Source organism: Kribbella sp. NPDC050470, assembly GCF_044458365.1.
Taxonomy (GTDB): Bacteria; Actinomycetota; Actinomycetes; order Propionibacteriales; family Kribbellaceae; genus Kribbella.
In genome coordinates this window covers 384,903-399,759 of sequence record NZ_JBITHV010000010.1, presented here as the reverse complement: position 1 = coordinate 399,759, position 14,857 = coordinate 384,903, and the positions used below count along the sequence as shown (strand labels likewise).

General features: G+C 68.6%; 17 protein-coding genes and 1 pseudogene. 5 read left to right on the top strand and 13 right to left on the bottom strand.

Going from position 1 to position 14,857, the window contains the following annotated elements:
• Positions 1 to 6 precede the first annotated feature (6 nt).
• Entirely contained in the window at positions 7 to 777 is a 771-nt protein-coding gene (locus tag ACIBGM_RS31020) for an MFS transporter (RefSeq protein WP_396387533.1), read from the bottom strand.
• Between ACIBGM_RS31020 and ACIBGM_RS31015 the strand changes: the two genes are divergently transcribed.
• Positions 740 to 1,222 carry a MarR family winged helix-turn-helix transcriptional regulator gene (locus ACIBGM_RS31015; protein ID WP_396387532.1) on the top strand — a complete coding sequence of 161 codons (483 nt, stop codon included), beginning with the start codon at positions 740 to 742 and terminating at the stop codon, positions 1,220 to 1,222. The genes ACIBGM_RS31020 and ACIBGM_RS31015 overlap by 38 nt on opposite strands.
• Before the next feature lie 48 nt (positions 1,223 to 1,270).
• Positions 1,271 to 2,701: a DHA2 family efflux MFS transporter permease subunit gene (locus tag ACIBGM_RS31010; protein ID WP_396387531.1), complete on the top strand. Its 1,431-nt coding sequence runs from the start codon at positions 1,271 to 1,273 to the stop codon at positions 2,699 to 2,701.
• On the opposite strand, the gene ACIBGM_RS31005 is transcribed toward ACIBGM_RS31010, so the two are convergent.
• The 8 genes and pseudogenes from ACIBGM_RS31005 to ACIBGM_RS30970 form a co-directional block, all read right to left on the bottom strand.
• Entirely contained in the window at positions 2,687 to 2,887 is a 201-nt protein-coding gene (locus tag ACIBGM_RS31005; protein WP_396387530.1) for a carboxylesterase family protein, read from the bottom strand. The genes ACIBGM_RS31010 and ACIBGM_RS31005 overlap by 15 nt on opposite strands.
• A 3-nt stretch (positions 2,888 to 2,890) precedes the next feature.
• Positions 2,891 to 3,298: pseudogene (locus ACIBGM_RS31000) on the bottom strand (carboxylesterase family protein); the annotation flags it as partial.
• A 137-nt stretch (positions 3,299 to 3,435) separates the two neighbouring features.
• Positions 3,436 to 4,203 carry a precorrin-6A synthase (deacetylating) gene (cobF, locus tag ACIBGM_RS30995; protein ID WP_396387529.1) on the bottom strand — a complete coding sequence of 256 codons (768 nt, stop codon included), beginning with the start codon at positions 4,201 to 4,203 and terminating at the stop codon, positions 3,436 to 3,438.
• Positions 4,204 to 4,218: 15 nt separating this feature from the next.
• Positions 4,219 to 4,575 carry a fumarate reductase subunit FrdD gene (frdD, locus tag ACIBGM_RS30990; RefSeq protein ID WP_396387528.1) on the bottom strand — a complete coding sequence of 119 codons (357 nt, stop codon included), beginning with the start codon at positions 4,573 to 4,575 and terminating at the stop codon, positions 4,219 to 4,221.
• Entirely contained in the window at positions 4,572 to 4,952 is a 381-nt protein-coding gene (locus tag ACIBGM_RS30985) for a fumarate reductase subunit C (protein ID WP_396387527.1), read from the bottom strand. Before ACIBGM_RS30985 ends, frdD begins: the two co-directional genes overlap by 4 nt.
• Complete coding sequence (locus ACIBGM_RS30980) at positions 4,949 to 5,692, bottom strand: succinate dehydrogenase/fumarate reductase iron-sulfur subunit (RefSeq protein WP_360533696.1); 744 nt, start codon at positions 5,690 to 5,692, stop codon at positions 4,949 to 4,951. Before ACIBGM_RS30980 ends, ACIBGM_RS30985 begins: the two co-directional genes overlap by 4 nt.
• Before the next feature lie 2 nt (positions 5,693 to 5,694).
• A complete protein-coding gene (frdA, locus tag ACIBGM_RS30975; RefSeq protein WP_396387526.1) occupies positions 5,695 to 7,434 on the bottom strand; it encodes a fumarate reductase (quinol) flavoprotein subunit in 1,740 nt (579 codons plus the stop codon).
• Positions 7,435 to 7,448: 14 nt separating this feature from the next.
• The gene (locus ACIBGM_RS30970; RefSeq protein ID WP_132213771.1) at positions 7,449 to 7,682 is read right to left on the bottom strand and encodes a hypothetical protein; all 234 of its coding nucleotides are present in this window, start codon (positions 7,680 to 7,682) and stop codon (positions 7,449 to 7,451) included.
• Between the two features lie 137 nt (positions 7,683 to 7,819).
• Here ACIBGM_RS30970 and ACIBGM_RS30965 point away from each other — a divergent pair, with 137 nt between their 5' ends.
• Entirely contained in the window at positions 7,820 to 8,893 is a 1,074-nt protein-coding gene (locus ACIBGM_RS30965) for an ABC transporter substrate-binding protein (RefSeq protein ID WP_396387525.1), read from the top strand.
• A 42-nt stretch (positions 8,894 to 8,935) separates the two neighbouring features.
• Here ACIBGM_RS30965 and ACIBGM_RS30960 read toward each other — a convergent pair whose 3' ends face one another.
• The 4 genes from ACIBGM_RS30960 to ACIBGM_RS30945 form a co-directional block, all read right to left on the bottom strand.
• On the bottom strand, positions 8,936 to 10,165 hold the full coding sequence (locus tag ACIBGM_RS30960; protein WP_396387524.1) for a serine hydrolase domain-containing protein: 1,230 nt from the start codon (positions 10,163 to 10,165) through the stop codon (positions 8,936 to 8,938).
• Positions 10,166 to 10,417: 252 nt separating this feature from the next.
• The gene (zwf, locus tag ACIBGM_RS30955; protein ID WP_360533683.1) at positions 10,418 to 11,911 is read right to left on the bottom strand and encodes a glucose-6-phosphate dehydrogenase; all 1,494 of its coding nucleotides are present in this window, start codon (positions 11,909 to 11,911) and stop codon (positions 10,418 to 10,420) included.
• A 25-nt stretch (positions 11,912 to 11,936) separates the two neighbouring features.
• The gene (locus ACIBGM_RS30950; protein WP_360533680.1) at positions 11,937 to 12,707 is read right to left on the bottom strand and encodes a phytanoyl-CoA dioxygenase family protein; all 771 of its coding nucleotides are present in this window, start codon (positions 12,705 to 12,707) and stop codon (positions 11,937 to 11,939) included.
• Positions 12,708 to 12,753: 46 nt separating this feature from the next.
• Positions 12,754 to 13,140: a VOC family protein gene (locus tag ACIBGM_RS30945; protein ID WP_360533677.1), complete on the bottom strand. Its 387-nt coding sequence runs from the start codon at positions 13,138 to 13,140 to the stop codon at positions 12,754 to 12,756.
• 195 nt (positions 13,141 to 13,335) lie between these two features.
• Here ACIBGM_RS30945 and ACIBGM_RS30940 point away from each other — a divergent pair, with 195 nt between their 5' ends.
• Both ACIBGM_RS30940 and ACIBGM_RS30935 read left to right on the top strand, forming a co-directional pair.
• Positions 13,336 to 13,674, top strand: a complete 339-nt coding sequence (locus ACIBGM_RS30940; RefSeq protein ID WP_360533674.1) for a YciI family protein — start codon at positions 13,336 to 13,338, stop codon at positions 13,672 to 13,674.
• Entirely contained in the window at positions 13,671 to 14,852 is a 1,182-nt protein-coding gene (locus ACIBGM_RS30935) for an RNA polymerase sigma factor (RefSeq protein WP_360533671.1), read from the top strand. The genes ACIBGM_RS30940 and ACIBGM_RS30935 overlap by 4 nt, the downstream gene beginning before the upstream one ends.
• Positions 14,853 to 14,857 lie beyond the last annotated feature (5 nt).

Here is a 14,857-nt window from a genome sequence, read left to right as displayed (position 1 = left end):
GAGATGCTACGTGGCCCTTCTGAACCCCAGCAGCACGGTGCACGCGAGCAGAGCGCACAGCCCGCCGGAGACCATCGCGACCGAGACCGACCACGCGTCGACGACCAGCCCACCCAGCAGAGCACCGGCGGACAGCGTGGCCTGGAAGGACGAGGTGAACAACACGGTCGCCGCCTCGCGGGTCCGGGGGAGCGCCTTGGCGAAGAGGCTCATCGAGCAGACGGGCACTCCGCCGTACCCGAGTCCCCAGACGACCAGGAGGATCACCGCTCCCGCCGTACTGCGTCCGAGGACGGGCAACAGCAGTGTGGCGGCGGCTATGAGGCCCGCGCAGGTCAGGAACGTCGCGTGCAGGTGCCGGGCCGCGCTGCTGCCGGCGACGAGGTTGCCGACCAGGCCGGCTACGCCGTAGACGAGCAGCAGTCCACTCAGGAGCTCCGGCTGGATGGACTCGCGGAGGAACGTGGTGACGTACGTGTACGTGCCGAAGTGTGCCGTCACGATCAGACAGGTGAGCGCCAGGGCCACACCGATGTCGCGTTGTCTCAGCGCTGCCTGCAGGACGGCGGGGCGTGTCACCTGCAGAGGCGGTAGTGGCGGCACGAAGGCATAGAGGCCACCCAGCACGGCCAGGGTCAGCAACCCGAGTCCCGCCCTCGCCGTACCTGCGCACCGCGATGTCGCTTTTCCGCCGGGATGATCCGGGACGGGATTATCTGGCGCGGGATAGTCTCGAGGTATGGCGACAACCCCAGCTCGGACTGTTCCTGATCTCACCGGCTACCTGACGCATGCCGGTCATGTGCTCGAGACGCAGCTGTCCGCGGCGCTGGCGGAGGTCGGGCTCACACTGCGGATGCAGTGCGTCCTGCGGCATGCGCTTGAGGCAGAGCGCACGCAGATCCAGATCGCCGAGCTGGCGTACCTGGACAAGACGACCATGGTCGTCACCGTCGACGCGCTGGAGAAGGCCGGGTACGCCGTGCGCAAACCGTCGGCCACCGACCGCCGGGCCCGGATCATCGCCGTCACCGACGCCGGCGCCGAGATCGCGCACGAGGGCCAGCGGATCGTCGACCGGGTGCACGCCGAGGCCCTGGCCGCGCTCGCCGCCGACGAGCGCACGCCGTTCGTGCACGCCCTCGCCGAGCTTGTCGACGGCCACCTGTCCACCCCGGTCGAGGCGCAGCCGGTACGACGAGCCCGCCAACGCACCCCATGATCCACTAAAAGATCGTCTACTACGGAACTATCTGTTATGGTCGTTTTCATGACGACCACTTCGGCAACCCCTGCACCCACGATCGACGGCCGCGTGAAGGCCCTGGTCGTGCTGTGCGTGATGCAGCTGATGATCATCCTCGACGGCACCGTGGTGACCGTCGCGCTGCCGACCATCCAGGATGACCTCGGCTTCTCGCAGGCCGGCCTGGCCTGGGTGATGAACTCGTACCTGATCGCCTTCGCCGGCCTCCTGCTGCTGGCCGGCCGGGTCGGCGACCTGCTGGGCAGCAACCGCGTCTTCGTCGCCGGTCTCGCCCTGTTCACCGCCGCCTCGCTGCTGTGCGGCCTCGCCACCAGCGCCGGTGTGCTGATCGCCGGGCGGTTCCTGCAGGGCGTCGGCGGGGCGCTCGCGTCCGCCGTCATCCTCGGCATGATCGTCAAGCTGTTCCCGGCTCCGGGTGAGCAGGCCCGGGCGATGGGTGTCTACAGCTTCACCGCGGCGAGCGGCGCGTCCATCGGCCTGATCTTCGGCGGCGTCATCACCCAGACCGTCGGCTGGCACTGGGCGTTCCTGATCAACGTGCCGATCGGACTGCTCTCGCTGGCATTCGCCGTACGGGTGCTGGCGGGGGAGCGGGGCCTGGGCCTCGGCAACGGCGCTGACGTGCTGGGCGCCGTACTGGTGACCGCAGGACTCTCGCTTGGCGTCTACACCATCGTCCAGACTGCTGAGCCGCACGCGTCGCTGCTGCGCACGCTCATCCTGGCTATGGTCTCGGTGCTGTTGTTGGCTGCGTTCGTACTGCGGCAGGCGCGCATCGCCAACCCCCTGCTCGCCCTGCACATCTTCCGCAAGCGACAGGTCACGGTGGCGAACGTCGTCGTGGTGCTGCTGTTCGCAGCCGGCTTCGGTTTCCAGTTCACGACCGCGCTGTACGTGCAGCGCGTGCTGGGCTACGACTCGCTCACCACTGGCCTGGCATTCCTCCCCGCGCCGCTGATGAACGCCGTGATGTCGCTGTCCATCGCACCGCGCCTGACAGTCCGCTTCGGCCCACGAGTCATGCTCACCGCTGGACTCGCCGCCTTCCTTGTCGCCCTGCTGTGGATCAGCCAGGCACCTGTCGACGGCTCGTACGTCGTCAACGTCGCGCCAGTGCTCGCGGTGATGGGCGCCGGCATCGGTCTGGCCATCCCGGCCGCGATCATGCTCGCCATGTCGGGCGCGGAGCCCGGTGACGCCGGTCTGGCCTCCGGACTCAACAACACTGCGCAGCAGGCGGGCGCTGCGGTCGGCACCGCCGTACTGGCCACCCTGGCTGCGTCGACGACTGCTAGCCGGTTGGGTGAGGGTGCGAGCGACGTACTGGCTCTTCGAGATGGGTACGGCGCCGCGTGGCTTGCTGCCGCTGGCTTCGTCCTCGCGGCGCTCGTACTCACTGTCGCTCTGCTGCTCCGTCGATCAGCGGATGCCTGACCAGAAGGTGCAGTGATGTTCGGCAGTCAGGTCGACCCGCTGGATGCCGCCCTGGTCGGTGGGGGCCAGGGACAGGCCTGTGGCTGAGGTGCTGTCGGTGGGGGACCAGTGTGGTCGGCCTGGGTCGTTGGGGTTGCCGGTGCGGGCGAATGCGGTCCAGTAGTCGACCATCTGGTTCGACAGCACCTGCTACGTCTCGGACAGTGGGGCATCCCAGCCGCCGAGTCGCTGGTCCTGGATGCCGTACGTGCCGGAGCCGGCGAGCCCGGGGTAGCCGAAGATCCCGAGCCGGTAGTTGACCGTCACCACGACCACGTCACCCCGGGTCGCAAACTTCTCCGCGTCATAGCTGCTGCCCGCGCCGGAGAAGAACCCGCCGCCAGGCATCCACACCACCACAGCCCGCGGCTTGCTGGACGGTTGCTTGGGTGTGGTGACGTTCAGGTACAGGCAGTCCTCGTTGGTGGACCCGTCCGGCGCCTCCGGGTTGGCCTGCTGCCGACACGCACTCGGTTTGTCGACCGCCGCACGCACCCCACCCCACGGCTCCACCGCCCGCGGCGCCTCCCACCGCAACGCCCCCACCGGCGGCGCCGCATACGGAACCCCCGTTGAACACCCGCACGCCGCCGACTGTCTTGCCTCTCACCAGCCCGGCATCAGTCCGTAAGACATCCGTCGCAGAAGCACCGTTCGCAACCGCCGAAGCTCCCCATATCGCCGCCGAAGGCGGGCTAGTTCTCTTCTGTGTTCCTGCGCAGTAGGTACGTGTCCATGATCCAGCCCTTGCGGTCTCGCGCCTCGGCGCGGACCTTCTCGATCTCCGCCGCCACCTCGCGCAGCGGACCCGAGATGAGCAGCTCATCCGGCGTTCCCAAGTAGGCACCCCAGTAGATGTCCGCGTCCTGGTCGAGGTGTTCGGTGAACGCGGTCTGCGCGTCCAGCATCACGACCACGTCGTCCACATCCTCGGGCCACGCCTTCGCCAGCCGGCGCCCGGTGGTGATCTGGATCGGCCGGCCCACCTGGTTCAGGCCGACCCGGTGCCGTGCCGCCAGCGTCGACACGCTGCTGATCCCCGGGATCACCTCGACCTCGAACGCGAGCTCACCGCGCGCCAGGATGTCGTCCAGGATCGCCAGCGTGCTGTCGTACAGCGACGCGTCACCCCAGACCAGGAACGCGCCCACTTGGTCCTCGCCGAGCTCCGACGCGATCAGCTCCGCACACACGTCGGCCCGGCGCCGTCGCCAGTCGTCGACGGCTTCGACGTACGCGCTGGTGGTCCGGTCCCGCTCCGGATCGCGGCCGACGACGACCCGGTAGTCCTTGTCCGTCGCGTACCGGCGCAGGATCTCCTCCCGCAGGTCGACCAGCTCCTGCTTGACCTCGCCCTTGTCCAGTACGAAGAACACGTCGACCCGGTTCAGCGCCGACACGGCCTGCATCGTCACCTGCTCCGGATCGCCCGCCCCGACGCCGATCACCACGATCTCCCGCATGCCGCAGACCCTACGTCAGACGGACAGCAGGAGTGCGGCGGCGACCACGGTCCCGACTATGGCGCCGCCGTAACACAGCACGACGATCGGTGCGCCGTACCGCTTGAGCTGGAGACCGTCGTACAGGGTGAAGCGGAAGCGGTGCGCCCAGTGGAACAGGCACAGTGTGCACAGCCCGAACAGGACCAGTCGGGTGATCCAGTTCCGCAGTATGGCGAGCAGGTGCGAGTGGTCCGGCGGCGACAGCAGGTCCAGTGGGAACGCGATGCCGAACAGGAACAGCAGGATCGGCACCATCAACGCGGCGACCATGCCGCCGGAGCTGAACAGCATCCAGAGCAGCGGTTCCGGGTACGGGCGGCGGCGGTTCATCGCAGTACCAGCCAGGCGACGACGGCCGACAGCACCAGCCACAACAGGTAGTGCCCGACGACCACCTGAGGCGGCGGTATCCGCTGCCCGCGCAGCCGGATCACCATCGCCCGCGGCGCCAGCCCGAACCAAGTGACCGTGTGCAGGAGCACGAACGCCATCGCGATCACGTTGATCGCGATCATCCACCACTGCCCGCTCCAGTCGAGGAAGTCCTGGTACGCCGCCGGACCGTCGCTGACCGCCTTCACCAGCAGGAGCAGGAAGACGACGAACCAGGCGACGAAGAGACAGCTCAACTCACGCAGCACGAACAGCAGGTACGACCGGCGCTCCAGCCACCAGAACAGGTTGAGCGGCCGCTGGTACGTGCTCATCGCCGGCTCCGCGGCATCAGCAGGTCCTTGATCGACTGCGTCGCCGCGGTCAGCTTGTACCGCTGGATCGCGCCGGCCGGGTCCACACCCTTCGGGCACGCCGCGCTGCACTCACCGACGAAGGTGCACGCCCAGATCCCTTCCGGCGACGACAGTACGGCGCGACGCTCCTCAGCACCCTCGTCGCGCGAGTCCAGGTTGTAGCGCTGGGCCAGCGCGATCGCTGCGGGCCCGATGAACTCCGGCTCGAGGCTGTAGACCGGGCAGGCCGAGTAGCACAGCATGCAGTTGATGCACATGCTGAACTGCTGGTACTCGGCCAACTGCTCCGGCGTCTGCAGGTACTCGCCCTCCTCGACCGGGCTGTGCACGTCCCGGACGATCCAGGGTTTGACCTCGGGCAGCTTGGTCATGAAGTCGTCGATGTCGATGACCAGGTCGCGGATCACCGGGAAGTTCCGCAGCGGCTCCACCCGCACCGGACCGGGCGCGTAGTCGGTCAGGAAGGTCGCGCAGCTCAGCTGCGGCTCGCCGTTGATCGTCATACCGCAGCTACCGCAGATGCCCATCCGGCACGACCAACGGAACGACAGCGTGCCGTCCAGGTTGTCCTTGATGTACGACAGCCCGTCCAGCACGGCCCAGTGTTCGCGCAGCGGCACCTGGTAGGACTGCATCACCGGTTCGGAGTCCTGGTCGGGCCGGTAGCGCGCTACCTCCAGGGTGATCTCGTCTGCCATCCCTACCTCCCGTACACCCGTTCTCCCGGCGGCCAGCGGGTGATGGTCACCGGCAGGTACGTGACGCGGCTGGTTCCGTCCGGGTCCCGCCGTACCAGCGAATGCGCCAGGAACCGCTCGTCGTCGCGGGCCGGGAAGTCGACGCGCTGGTGTGCGCCCCGCGACTCCTCCCGGCGCAGCGCGCAGGCGATGATGCTCTCGGCAACGTCCAGCATGAAGTCGAGCTCCAGCAGCGCGATCAGCTCGGTGTTGAACCTCGTGCTGTGGTCGTCGATCGCTGCATGGGTGAACCGCAGCCGCAGCTCCGCGAGCTGCTCGGCCGCCTTCGCCAGCGAGTCGCCGTCCCGGTAGATCCCGGCGCCGTTCTCCATCGTGGTCTGCATCTCGGTCCGGATGTCCGCGATCCGCTCGTGCCCCTCGGCGTGCCGGGTCAGCTCCTCGGTCAGCCGTCGTACCTCGTCGCGTCCCTGCGCCTCGATCGCCTTCGGTACGGCGGTGCGGTAGCGGCCGGCGAACACCGACGCGGCCCGGCCGGCCCGGTTGCCGAAGACGAGGCACTCCGGCAACGAGTTCGATCCGAGCCGGTTCGCGCCGTTGATGCTGACACAGGCCACCTCGCCGGCGGCGTACAGGCCTTCGAGCGAGGTCGCGCCGCGGATGTCGGTGTGGATGCCGCCCATCATGTAGTGCACCACCGGCCGGACCGGCACGAGCTCCTTGACCGGGTCGATGTTCTGGTACTTCGAGCACAGCTCTCGGACGAACGGCAGCTTGGCGTCGATCAGCTTCGCGCCGAGGTGCCGCAGGTCCAGGTTCACCACCGGCCCGTACGGCGTGTCGATCGTGCGGCCCTTGTCGAGCTCGTGCACGAACGCCTGCGAGAGGCGGTCGCGCGGACCGAGCTCCATGCTGCGCAGCACCGGGGTAGGGGACGGCTTACCGAGGTCGTAGTCCTGCAGGTAGCGGTAGCCGTCCTTGTTCAGCAGCCAGCCGCCTTCGGCGCGGGCCGCCTCGGTGATCAGGATGCCGGTGAACGGCAGGCCGGTCGGGTGGTACTGGACGAACTCCATGTCCTTCAGGGCGGCGCCGGCGCGCAGGGCGAGCGCCATCCCGTCACCGGTCTTGATGTTCGCGTTCGTGGTGAAGGGGTAGACCCGGCCGCAGCCGCCGGTGCACACGATCACCGCGCTCGCCGTGATGGTCTCGATCCGGCCGGTCGCCAGCTCGATCGCGACGACGCCGTACGCGCGTCCGTCGTCGACCAGGATCTTGGTGACGTACCACTCGTCGTACCGGATGATGTCGGTGTAGGACAGCGCGGTCTGGAACAGGGTGTGCAGCAGATGGAAGCCGGTCCGGTCGGCGGCGAACCAGGTGCGCTTCTTCTTCATGCCGCCGAACGCCCGGACGGCGATCCGCCCGTCCGGCTGCCGGCTCCACGGGCAACCCCAGTGCTCCAGTCGCAGCAACTCCCGCGGCGCCTCCTGCACGAACGCCTCGATCGCGTCCTGGTCACACAACCAGTCGCTGCCGGACACCGTGTCGTAGGCGTGCTCGTCGAGCGAGTCGTCGTCCGCCGCCACCGCCGCGGCGCCACCCTCGGCCGACACCGTGTGACTGCGCATCGGATAGACCTTCGACACCACCGCCACCCGCAAGGCCGGATTCGTCTCCGCCACCGCAATGGCAGCCCGCAACCCCGCGCCGCCGCCACCAATCACCACGACGTCGTGAAATGTCATGTCCGCCCGCCCCGTCAGGCTTCGTGATCGCCGCTGTGCTCGTCCATCAGGATCTTGCCGTCGTGCCGCACGGTCTGGATCCGCACACTCCCGTCATGAAACTCGTGCCGGATCCGGCGGCACCCGCAGGCGTACCGCACATCGTCCATCCGGAACCCCTCGAAGTCGTCCTCCTGGCTCCGGTCGGCGTCACCCACCCGCCCACACGGCGCCCGCTCCGCAGTCATGTGCGTCCTGGTCCCGGTCATCCGCCCACCTCCAGACCCCACCCAGATGTTTGTGACTCACATCACACCTCGATAGTGCGCCCGACAACCAACCCCGGGCAATGCCTCAGTTCCTTCCCACGCCTCGGGCGAGCAGGTAATCGGCTTGCCGATCGGTGATGGTGGCGGATGCAATGTGCGGCATGGTCACGCCGGTGGGATCGTCGGTTCAGGTTGGTGCCCTTGCTCCGCTCAGTCGGCCTGGGTGGGTTGAGGCGGGGGAACAGTTGCTCGCCGGGTTGGCGCTGGGGTTGAGCGACGTCAACGACGCGGGTGGCATCGACGGGCGGCCGCTCGAGTTGGTGGTGCGGGACACCGCGGCCGATCCGCAGAAGGCTGCGGCCGCTGTGGATGAGCTGGCGGACCTAGGCGTGGCTGCCTTGGTGGGGGAGTACCACAGCGTTGTCGCTCGATCGGCCGCCGCCCGCGCCGACGCGCTCGGCTTGCCGTACCTCTGCTCGTCAGCCGTCCTCGACGCGCTCACCGAGCAGCCGACCGACTGGGTAGCGCGCCTCTCCCCGCCGCAATCCCGCGGTTGGAGGATCTACGCGGACTTCCTACTCAGCGCCGGCCACACCCGCATCGCCGTAGCAACCCAACCGAGCGTCTACTGGGCAACCGGCACCCGCATCCTGCAGGACTACGTCGCCTCCCACGGCGGCGCAGTCATCGCACTCGACATAACCACCCTCACCCCTACTGACGTGTGCGACGAGCTAGTCGCCAACCAAGCAACAGCCCTGCTCCTCCTGGTCGGCATCCCAGACCCGGCCGTCCCGATCGTCAAGGCCGTCCGCGGCGACCAGCGCCTCGCCGGCACCCTGATCGGCGCCCCAGCCGGCCAACCAGAGTTCACCGAGTGGGCGAGGCTACTCGGCGACGACGGCGCCGCGATCCCGTTCCTGCGCTATCTTCCCGAGCACCTCACTCCACTCGGCACCCGAGTCGAGAAGACCCTCAACGGAACCCCGTCCTTCGTCGCGTATGAGGGGTACGACGCGATCGCCGTACTCGCAGAGGTACTCCGCACCGGCCAATCCTGGCCGCAGGTCTCAGTAGCAGGAACCCGCGGCCAGATCAGCTTCTCCCGCACCGAAGGCATCAGCGTCTGGCAATGGACCTGGCCACCGGTCCAGGTAGTCGACCGAGACCCAGCCGACCCCGCGAACTTCCGGATCCTCCACACCGGCTGACCACTCCAGGGCCGGAGCGGCGCCCCGGCCCTGGCCTCGGTGTCAGTCGTCGATTGCCTGGTAGAGGGTGGTCCAGAAGTCGTGCATGAAGTGAATCGAGTTGGGGGCGGAGGCTCCGACTTGGGTGAGCAGGATTCCGGTCAGTTGGTTGGCCGGGTCGGCGTACGTCGAGGTGCCGCTGCCGCCGTCCCAGCCGAACTGGCCGACCGGCGCGTAGTCACCCCGGTAGGTGCGCACCGCCATCCCGAAGCCCCAGCCACCGTGCTGCCCCTGGCCGAACGAGATGTGCACGTTGTCCCGCGCCAGAGCGGTCCGGGCGGAAGTCTGCTCCGGGGTCAGGCGGTTCGTGGTCATCAGCTCCACGACGGCCCGGGACAGAATCCGTTCGTTCCCGTGCATCCCGCCGTTCAGCAGCATCTGGAAGTAGGCCTGGTAGTCGTCAGCGGTGGACACGAGCCCGCCACCGCCGCCCGGGAACGCCGGAGGTTTGCTCCACCGTCCGCCCTTCGCCTCGTCCCAGACCAGGAACTCGCCGGTCTGCGGGTCGGGGGCGTAGAGGTCCGGTAGCCGGTCGATCTTGTCCTCGGGCACGTGGAAGCCGGTGTCCTTCATCCCCAGCGGCTCGAAGATGCGCTCCCGCAGGAACGACTCGAACGACTGGCCGGTGACCCTGGCGACGAGTACGCCGACCAGGTCGCTGCTGAGCTGGTACTGCCACTGCTCGCCGGGCTGGTGCATCAGCGGCAGCGTGCCGAGGCGGCGCATCCACTCGTCCGGCTCTGGCATCGGCTCCGGCAGGTTCGGGGTCAGCCCCTGCTCGAAGATCGCGCCCATGATCGGCGTGCCGATCACCGTCATGTCCATGCCGAGCCCGAACGTCGACGTCAGCACGTCCCGCACGGTGATCGGCCGCCGCGCCGGCTCGGTGTCGTCCAGCGGACCGTCGATCCGCTTCAGCACCTGCCGGTCGGCGAGCTCGGGCAGCCACTGCTCGACCGAGTCGTCCAGCCGCAGCCTGCACTCGTCGAGCAGCACCATCGCTCCAGCGATCGAGAGCGGCTTGGACGTCGACGCCATCCGGAAGATCGTGTCCCGCCGTACGTCTGCCCCGCCGTCGTGATGCATCGTCCCGATCGCCTCGACGTGAGTCCCCCCGCCCCGGCTGACCAGCGCCACGACCCCAGGCACCTTCCCGGAGTCGACATGCCGCCGCAGTACGTCGTGCAGTCGGCGCACCCCTGCCGCCGAGAAGCCAGTGCTGCCAGTTCCCATCGTGATATCTCCCTCATACCGTGTGGTCGCGCTCATGACAGCAACCCTCCCGGCCCGCCCTGACACGAAGCCGCCACAGCCCTGACACGCAGTTCTTCCCCACGCAGTTCTTTCCCACGCCGTGCTACGCGTGCTCCTCCGTCGCCCGCTCCGCCCGGCTCCCGCCCGCCCACATTTCTGCCGGCAGAACCAAGGGCGGGCAGGAGCCGCGCGAGCGAGCGCAGCGAAGCGTGGTCGCAGCGTGGGAAAGACTTACTTGGATTCGCGCCATTCGCGTTCGAAGGGGAGGCGCCAGGCTCGGGGGGCTATGAGTTGGTGGATGGCGTTGGGGCCCCAGGTGCCGGGTTGGTAGGGCTTGACCGGGGGTGGGTCCTCCAGGAGCAGGGCGGAGCGGTCCCAGAGGGACTCGATGCCTTCGGCGGTGGTGAAGAGGGTGTGGTCGCCGCGCATTGCGTCGAGGATGAGGCGCTCGTACGCCTCCAGTACGTCGCCCGCGCTTTCGGTCTCCTGCGTCGAGAACTGCATCGACAGCTTCTCCAGCCGCATCCCGGGGCCGGGTCGCTTCCCGTAGAAGGACAGCGAGACCCGCGACGAGTCGGCCAGGTCGAAGGTCAGGTGGTCGGGGCCCTGGCCTCCGACGCCGGAGCCGGCCGGGAACATGGTCTTCGGCGCCTCCTTGAAGGCGATCGAGATGATCCGCATGCCTTCGGCCAGCCGCTTGCCTGTGCGCAGGTAGAAGGGGACGCCGGCCCACCGCCAGTTGTCGATGCCGACCTTCAGCGCGATGAAGGTCTCGGTGTCGGAGTCCGGCGCGACGCCTTCCTCGCCTCGGTATCCGCTGTACTGGCCGCGGACCACGTCGGCCGGGTTGATCGGCAGCATGGAGCGGAAGACCTTGTTCTTCTCCTCGGAGATCGCCCGCGGCTCCAGCGCGGTCGGCGGCTCCATCGCGACGAACGACATCACCTGCATGAGGTGGGTGACGACCATGTCCTTGAACGCGCCGGTCGGCTCGTAGAAGGTGGCTCGCTGGTCCAGGCCGAGGGACTCGGGGATGTCGATCTGCACGTGGTCGATGAAGTTGCGGTTCCAGATCGGCTCGAACAGGCCGTTCGCGAACCGGAAGGCGAGGATGTTGAGTGCCGCCTCCTTGCCGAGGAAGTGGTCGATCCGGAAGATCTGCGCCTCGTCGAACGTCTCGTGCACGAAGTCGTTGAGCCGGATCGCGGTGGCCAGGTCGTCGCCGAACGGCTTCTCCATCACCACCCGGGCCCGGTCGACCAGGTCGGCGTCTCGCAGCATCGCGACCACCGCCTGCGCGGACTTCGGCGGCACGGACAGGTAGTGCAGCCGGCAGGCGTCCGGCCCGAGCTGGGCCTCGGCCGCCTTCACCGCGGTCGCGAGCGCCTCCGGCCCGGCGGTGGCCGGCACGTACTCGAGCCGGTCGGTGAACTGGGTGAGGTCCTCGCTGCTCATCCGGTGCGTCCCGAACCGCTCCACCGCGTCCCGGGCCTTCTCCCGGAACTCGTCGGAGCTGAGCTGCTCTGTCGCCATCCCGATGATGCGTACGTCGGGAGCGAACTTGGACTGCTGCAGGTACGCCAACCCGGGCAGCAGCTTGCGCTTGGCCAGGTCGCCGGTGGCCCCGAACAGCACGATCACGTGCGGCGCGAGCGGCTCCGGATCCCGTCGCGACGGGCGCGATCCGGGCGCGGGATAGGCGATGGTCTGGATGCGGTCGGGCATACCCGAAAGTGTAGGCACCCGGCGGTCAGCGGATCATGTTCGTCGCCATCATCCGCGGCGCGTCCCCGCAGTTGGGCGCGGCCGAGTGGAAGGTGTCGCAGTGCATGAAGTACGCGTCACCGGCCTGGCCGGTCAGCTCGACCACCCGCAGCGGTACGCCGTCCACCTCGCCGCCGTCGGCCAGGTACCGCCGGACCCGGTCGTTGCCGTTGGCATCGTCGCGCACCCACAGCTGCCGCAACCACGGGTCGACGCCCGTGAGCACCTTCCGCAGCCGCTTCGGATGCGGGCCGTCCTCGGCGGGGTCGGCGTACCGGGCCACCAGGTGGTGCGAGCCGGTGAGTACGAGCGTCGCGCCGCCCTGTGGCCGGATGTCGTTCAGCAGGACGAACATCTGGACCGCGCGGAGCCCGCGGCCGGCGTCGTACGGGACGAAGTCGTTGTGCCAGACGTCGTACGGAACGTCCCACTCGGCCTGCTCATGGCGTGGGAACGTGACCAGCAGGACACCCCACCTCGACGGCTCGGTCCATGCGCCGAGCAGCCCGTCCAGGGTGGACCGGACCGCCGGGCTGCCAACGCGCTCGAACTCCCGGCCGCCTGAAATCTTGCGCAGGCCGGACAGCCGCTCCTCGACGCGCCAGGTCGCGGGATCGCCGCGCTCCATCCCATGCTCCGCGCGCACGTGGTCCCAGACCCGGTCGCACATCGCGGCCGCGTCACCCGCCGGGATCGCCCCGGGCACCCGCAGCAGGCCGGTGCGGTCGAACTCCTCATGCTGAGCCGCTGTCACCATGCTCACCACTCTGACCGCGTACGGCGACCGGCCGCGACCGAATTACTCAGCTGGTCGCGGACTGCCAGAGCCCGAGGACGTTCCCCTCGCAGTCCTCGAAGTACGCCGCGAAGCCCATCTCGCCGACCGCGAACTTGGCCGCGACCGTCTTGCCGCCGTGCTGCTCGATCGACTCCAGCGCAGCGTCGGCGTCGTCGACGTCGATGGTGATCACCGGGATGGTGACCGGCGCCCCGGCGCGCTCGAACATGCCGCCGTTGATGTAGCCGGGCTCCTTCGGGAACCCCTCCTCGGTCACCGGCCCGGTCGACACACTGGTGTACTGCAGCTCCGGCATCACGTTGACCTGCCAGCCGAACACGTCGGCGTAGAACGCCCGCGCCCGGTCGGCGTCGTCGTACGGCACCTCGAAATGCACTACTCGTCCGGTCATCGCAAGTCCTCCCCTTCGACACCGGCGATCCGTCACCTTCGACGCTAGTCCGCTCCGGCCGGAAAGCGAACAAGAAACCGCCCGGAAAGGCACCGACCGGGTACGACGTGCTCGGGGACGCCGGCGTTCTACGGTGGGGGTGTCTGTTTCCGCTGGAGCTGTTCGTCGGTGGGGTGAGACCCCTGGAGGAGGACTGTGAAGTACTTGCTGATGATCTGCGGTGACGAGACGGCCGAGGCGCACGCGAACGAGGGGTGCGGCGGCTGGTCGGAGGAGATGGAGCAGCGCGGCGTGGTCGAGGGCGGGGCCGGGCTGCGGCCGCCGAACGAGGCGACCACCGTGCGGGTTCGCAACGACGAGCTACTGCTCACCGACGGTCCGTTCGCGGAGACCAAGGAGCAGATCGGCGGGTTCGTGCTGATCAACTGCGCCGACCTGGACGAGGCCATCGAGATCGCCGCCAAGCATCCGTTCGCGACCTACGGGACGATCGAGATCCGCCCGGTGCTGGAGCCGCCGCCGGGGATCGTGTGACCTTCGAGGAGATCTACCGGCAGGAGTGGGGCCAGGTGGTCGCCACCCTGATCCGCGTGACCGGTGACTGGGAGCTTTCCGAGGAGTGCGCCCAGGAGGCGTTCGCGGCGGCGCTGGAGCGCTGGCCGCGGGACGGCGTACCGGACAGGCCCGGTGCCTGGCTGACCACCACTGCGCGCAACCGCGCGATCGACTGGCTGCGTCGTGAGGCGGTCGGCGTCGCGAAGCTGAAAGAGGTGGCTGCTGTGGAGTACGAGCCCGACGAGCCGTACGACGTACCCGACGACCGGCTGCGGTTGATGTTCACCTGCTGCCATCCGGCGCTGGCGATGGAGGCGCGCGTCGCGTTGACGCTGCGGACGCTGGCAGGTCTGAGTACGGCGGACATCGCACGCGCGTTCCTGGTCCCGGAGACGACCATGTCGAAGCGGCTGACCAGGGCGAAGCAGAAGATCCAGCACGCCGGCATCCCGTACCGCGTCCCGCCTGCCCACCTGCTGCCTGAGCGGACGCCCGCCGTACTGGCTGTGCTGTACCTGCTGTTCAACGAGGGGTACTCCGACGTCCTCCGCAGCAACCTGACCAGTGAAGCGATCAGACTGGCCAGACTGCTCGTGCAACTCATGCCGGACGAGCCCGAGGCCGCCGGACTGCTCGCACTGATGCTGCTGCACGACGCAAGGCGGGACACGCGCCTGACCGCAGACGGCGTACTGGTGACGCTGGACGACCAGGACCGCACCCGCTGGGACCACGCAGCCATCACCGAGGCCGTCGAGCTGCTGGATGCAACCCTGCGCCGCGGCAGCCCCGGTCCGTACCAGGTGCAGGCCGCCATCGCGGCTTGCCACGCGACCGCGCGTACGGCGGCCGACACAGACTGGCCGCAGATCGCCGGACTGTACGGCCAGCTCAAGCAGACCCCAGTGGTCGCACTCAACCGCGCAGTAGCGATCGGCATGGCAGACGGTCCCGCAGTAGGCCTGAAGTTGCTCGACGACCTCGCCGCCGGCCCTCTAGCCGGCTACCACCTGCTCCCAGCCACCCGCGCCGACTTCCTCCGCCGCCTCGGCCGACACCACGAGGCCGCAACGTCCTACCGCGAGGCCCTGGACCTCGCCACCACAGACGCCGAACGGAAATACCTGCGACGCCGGCTGGACGAGCTGTCTGTCTGAGCGGA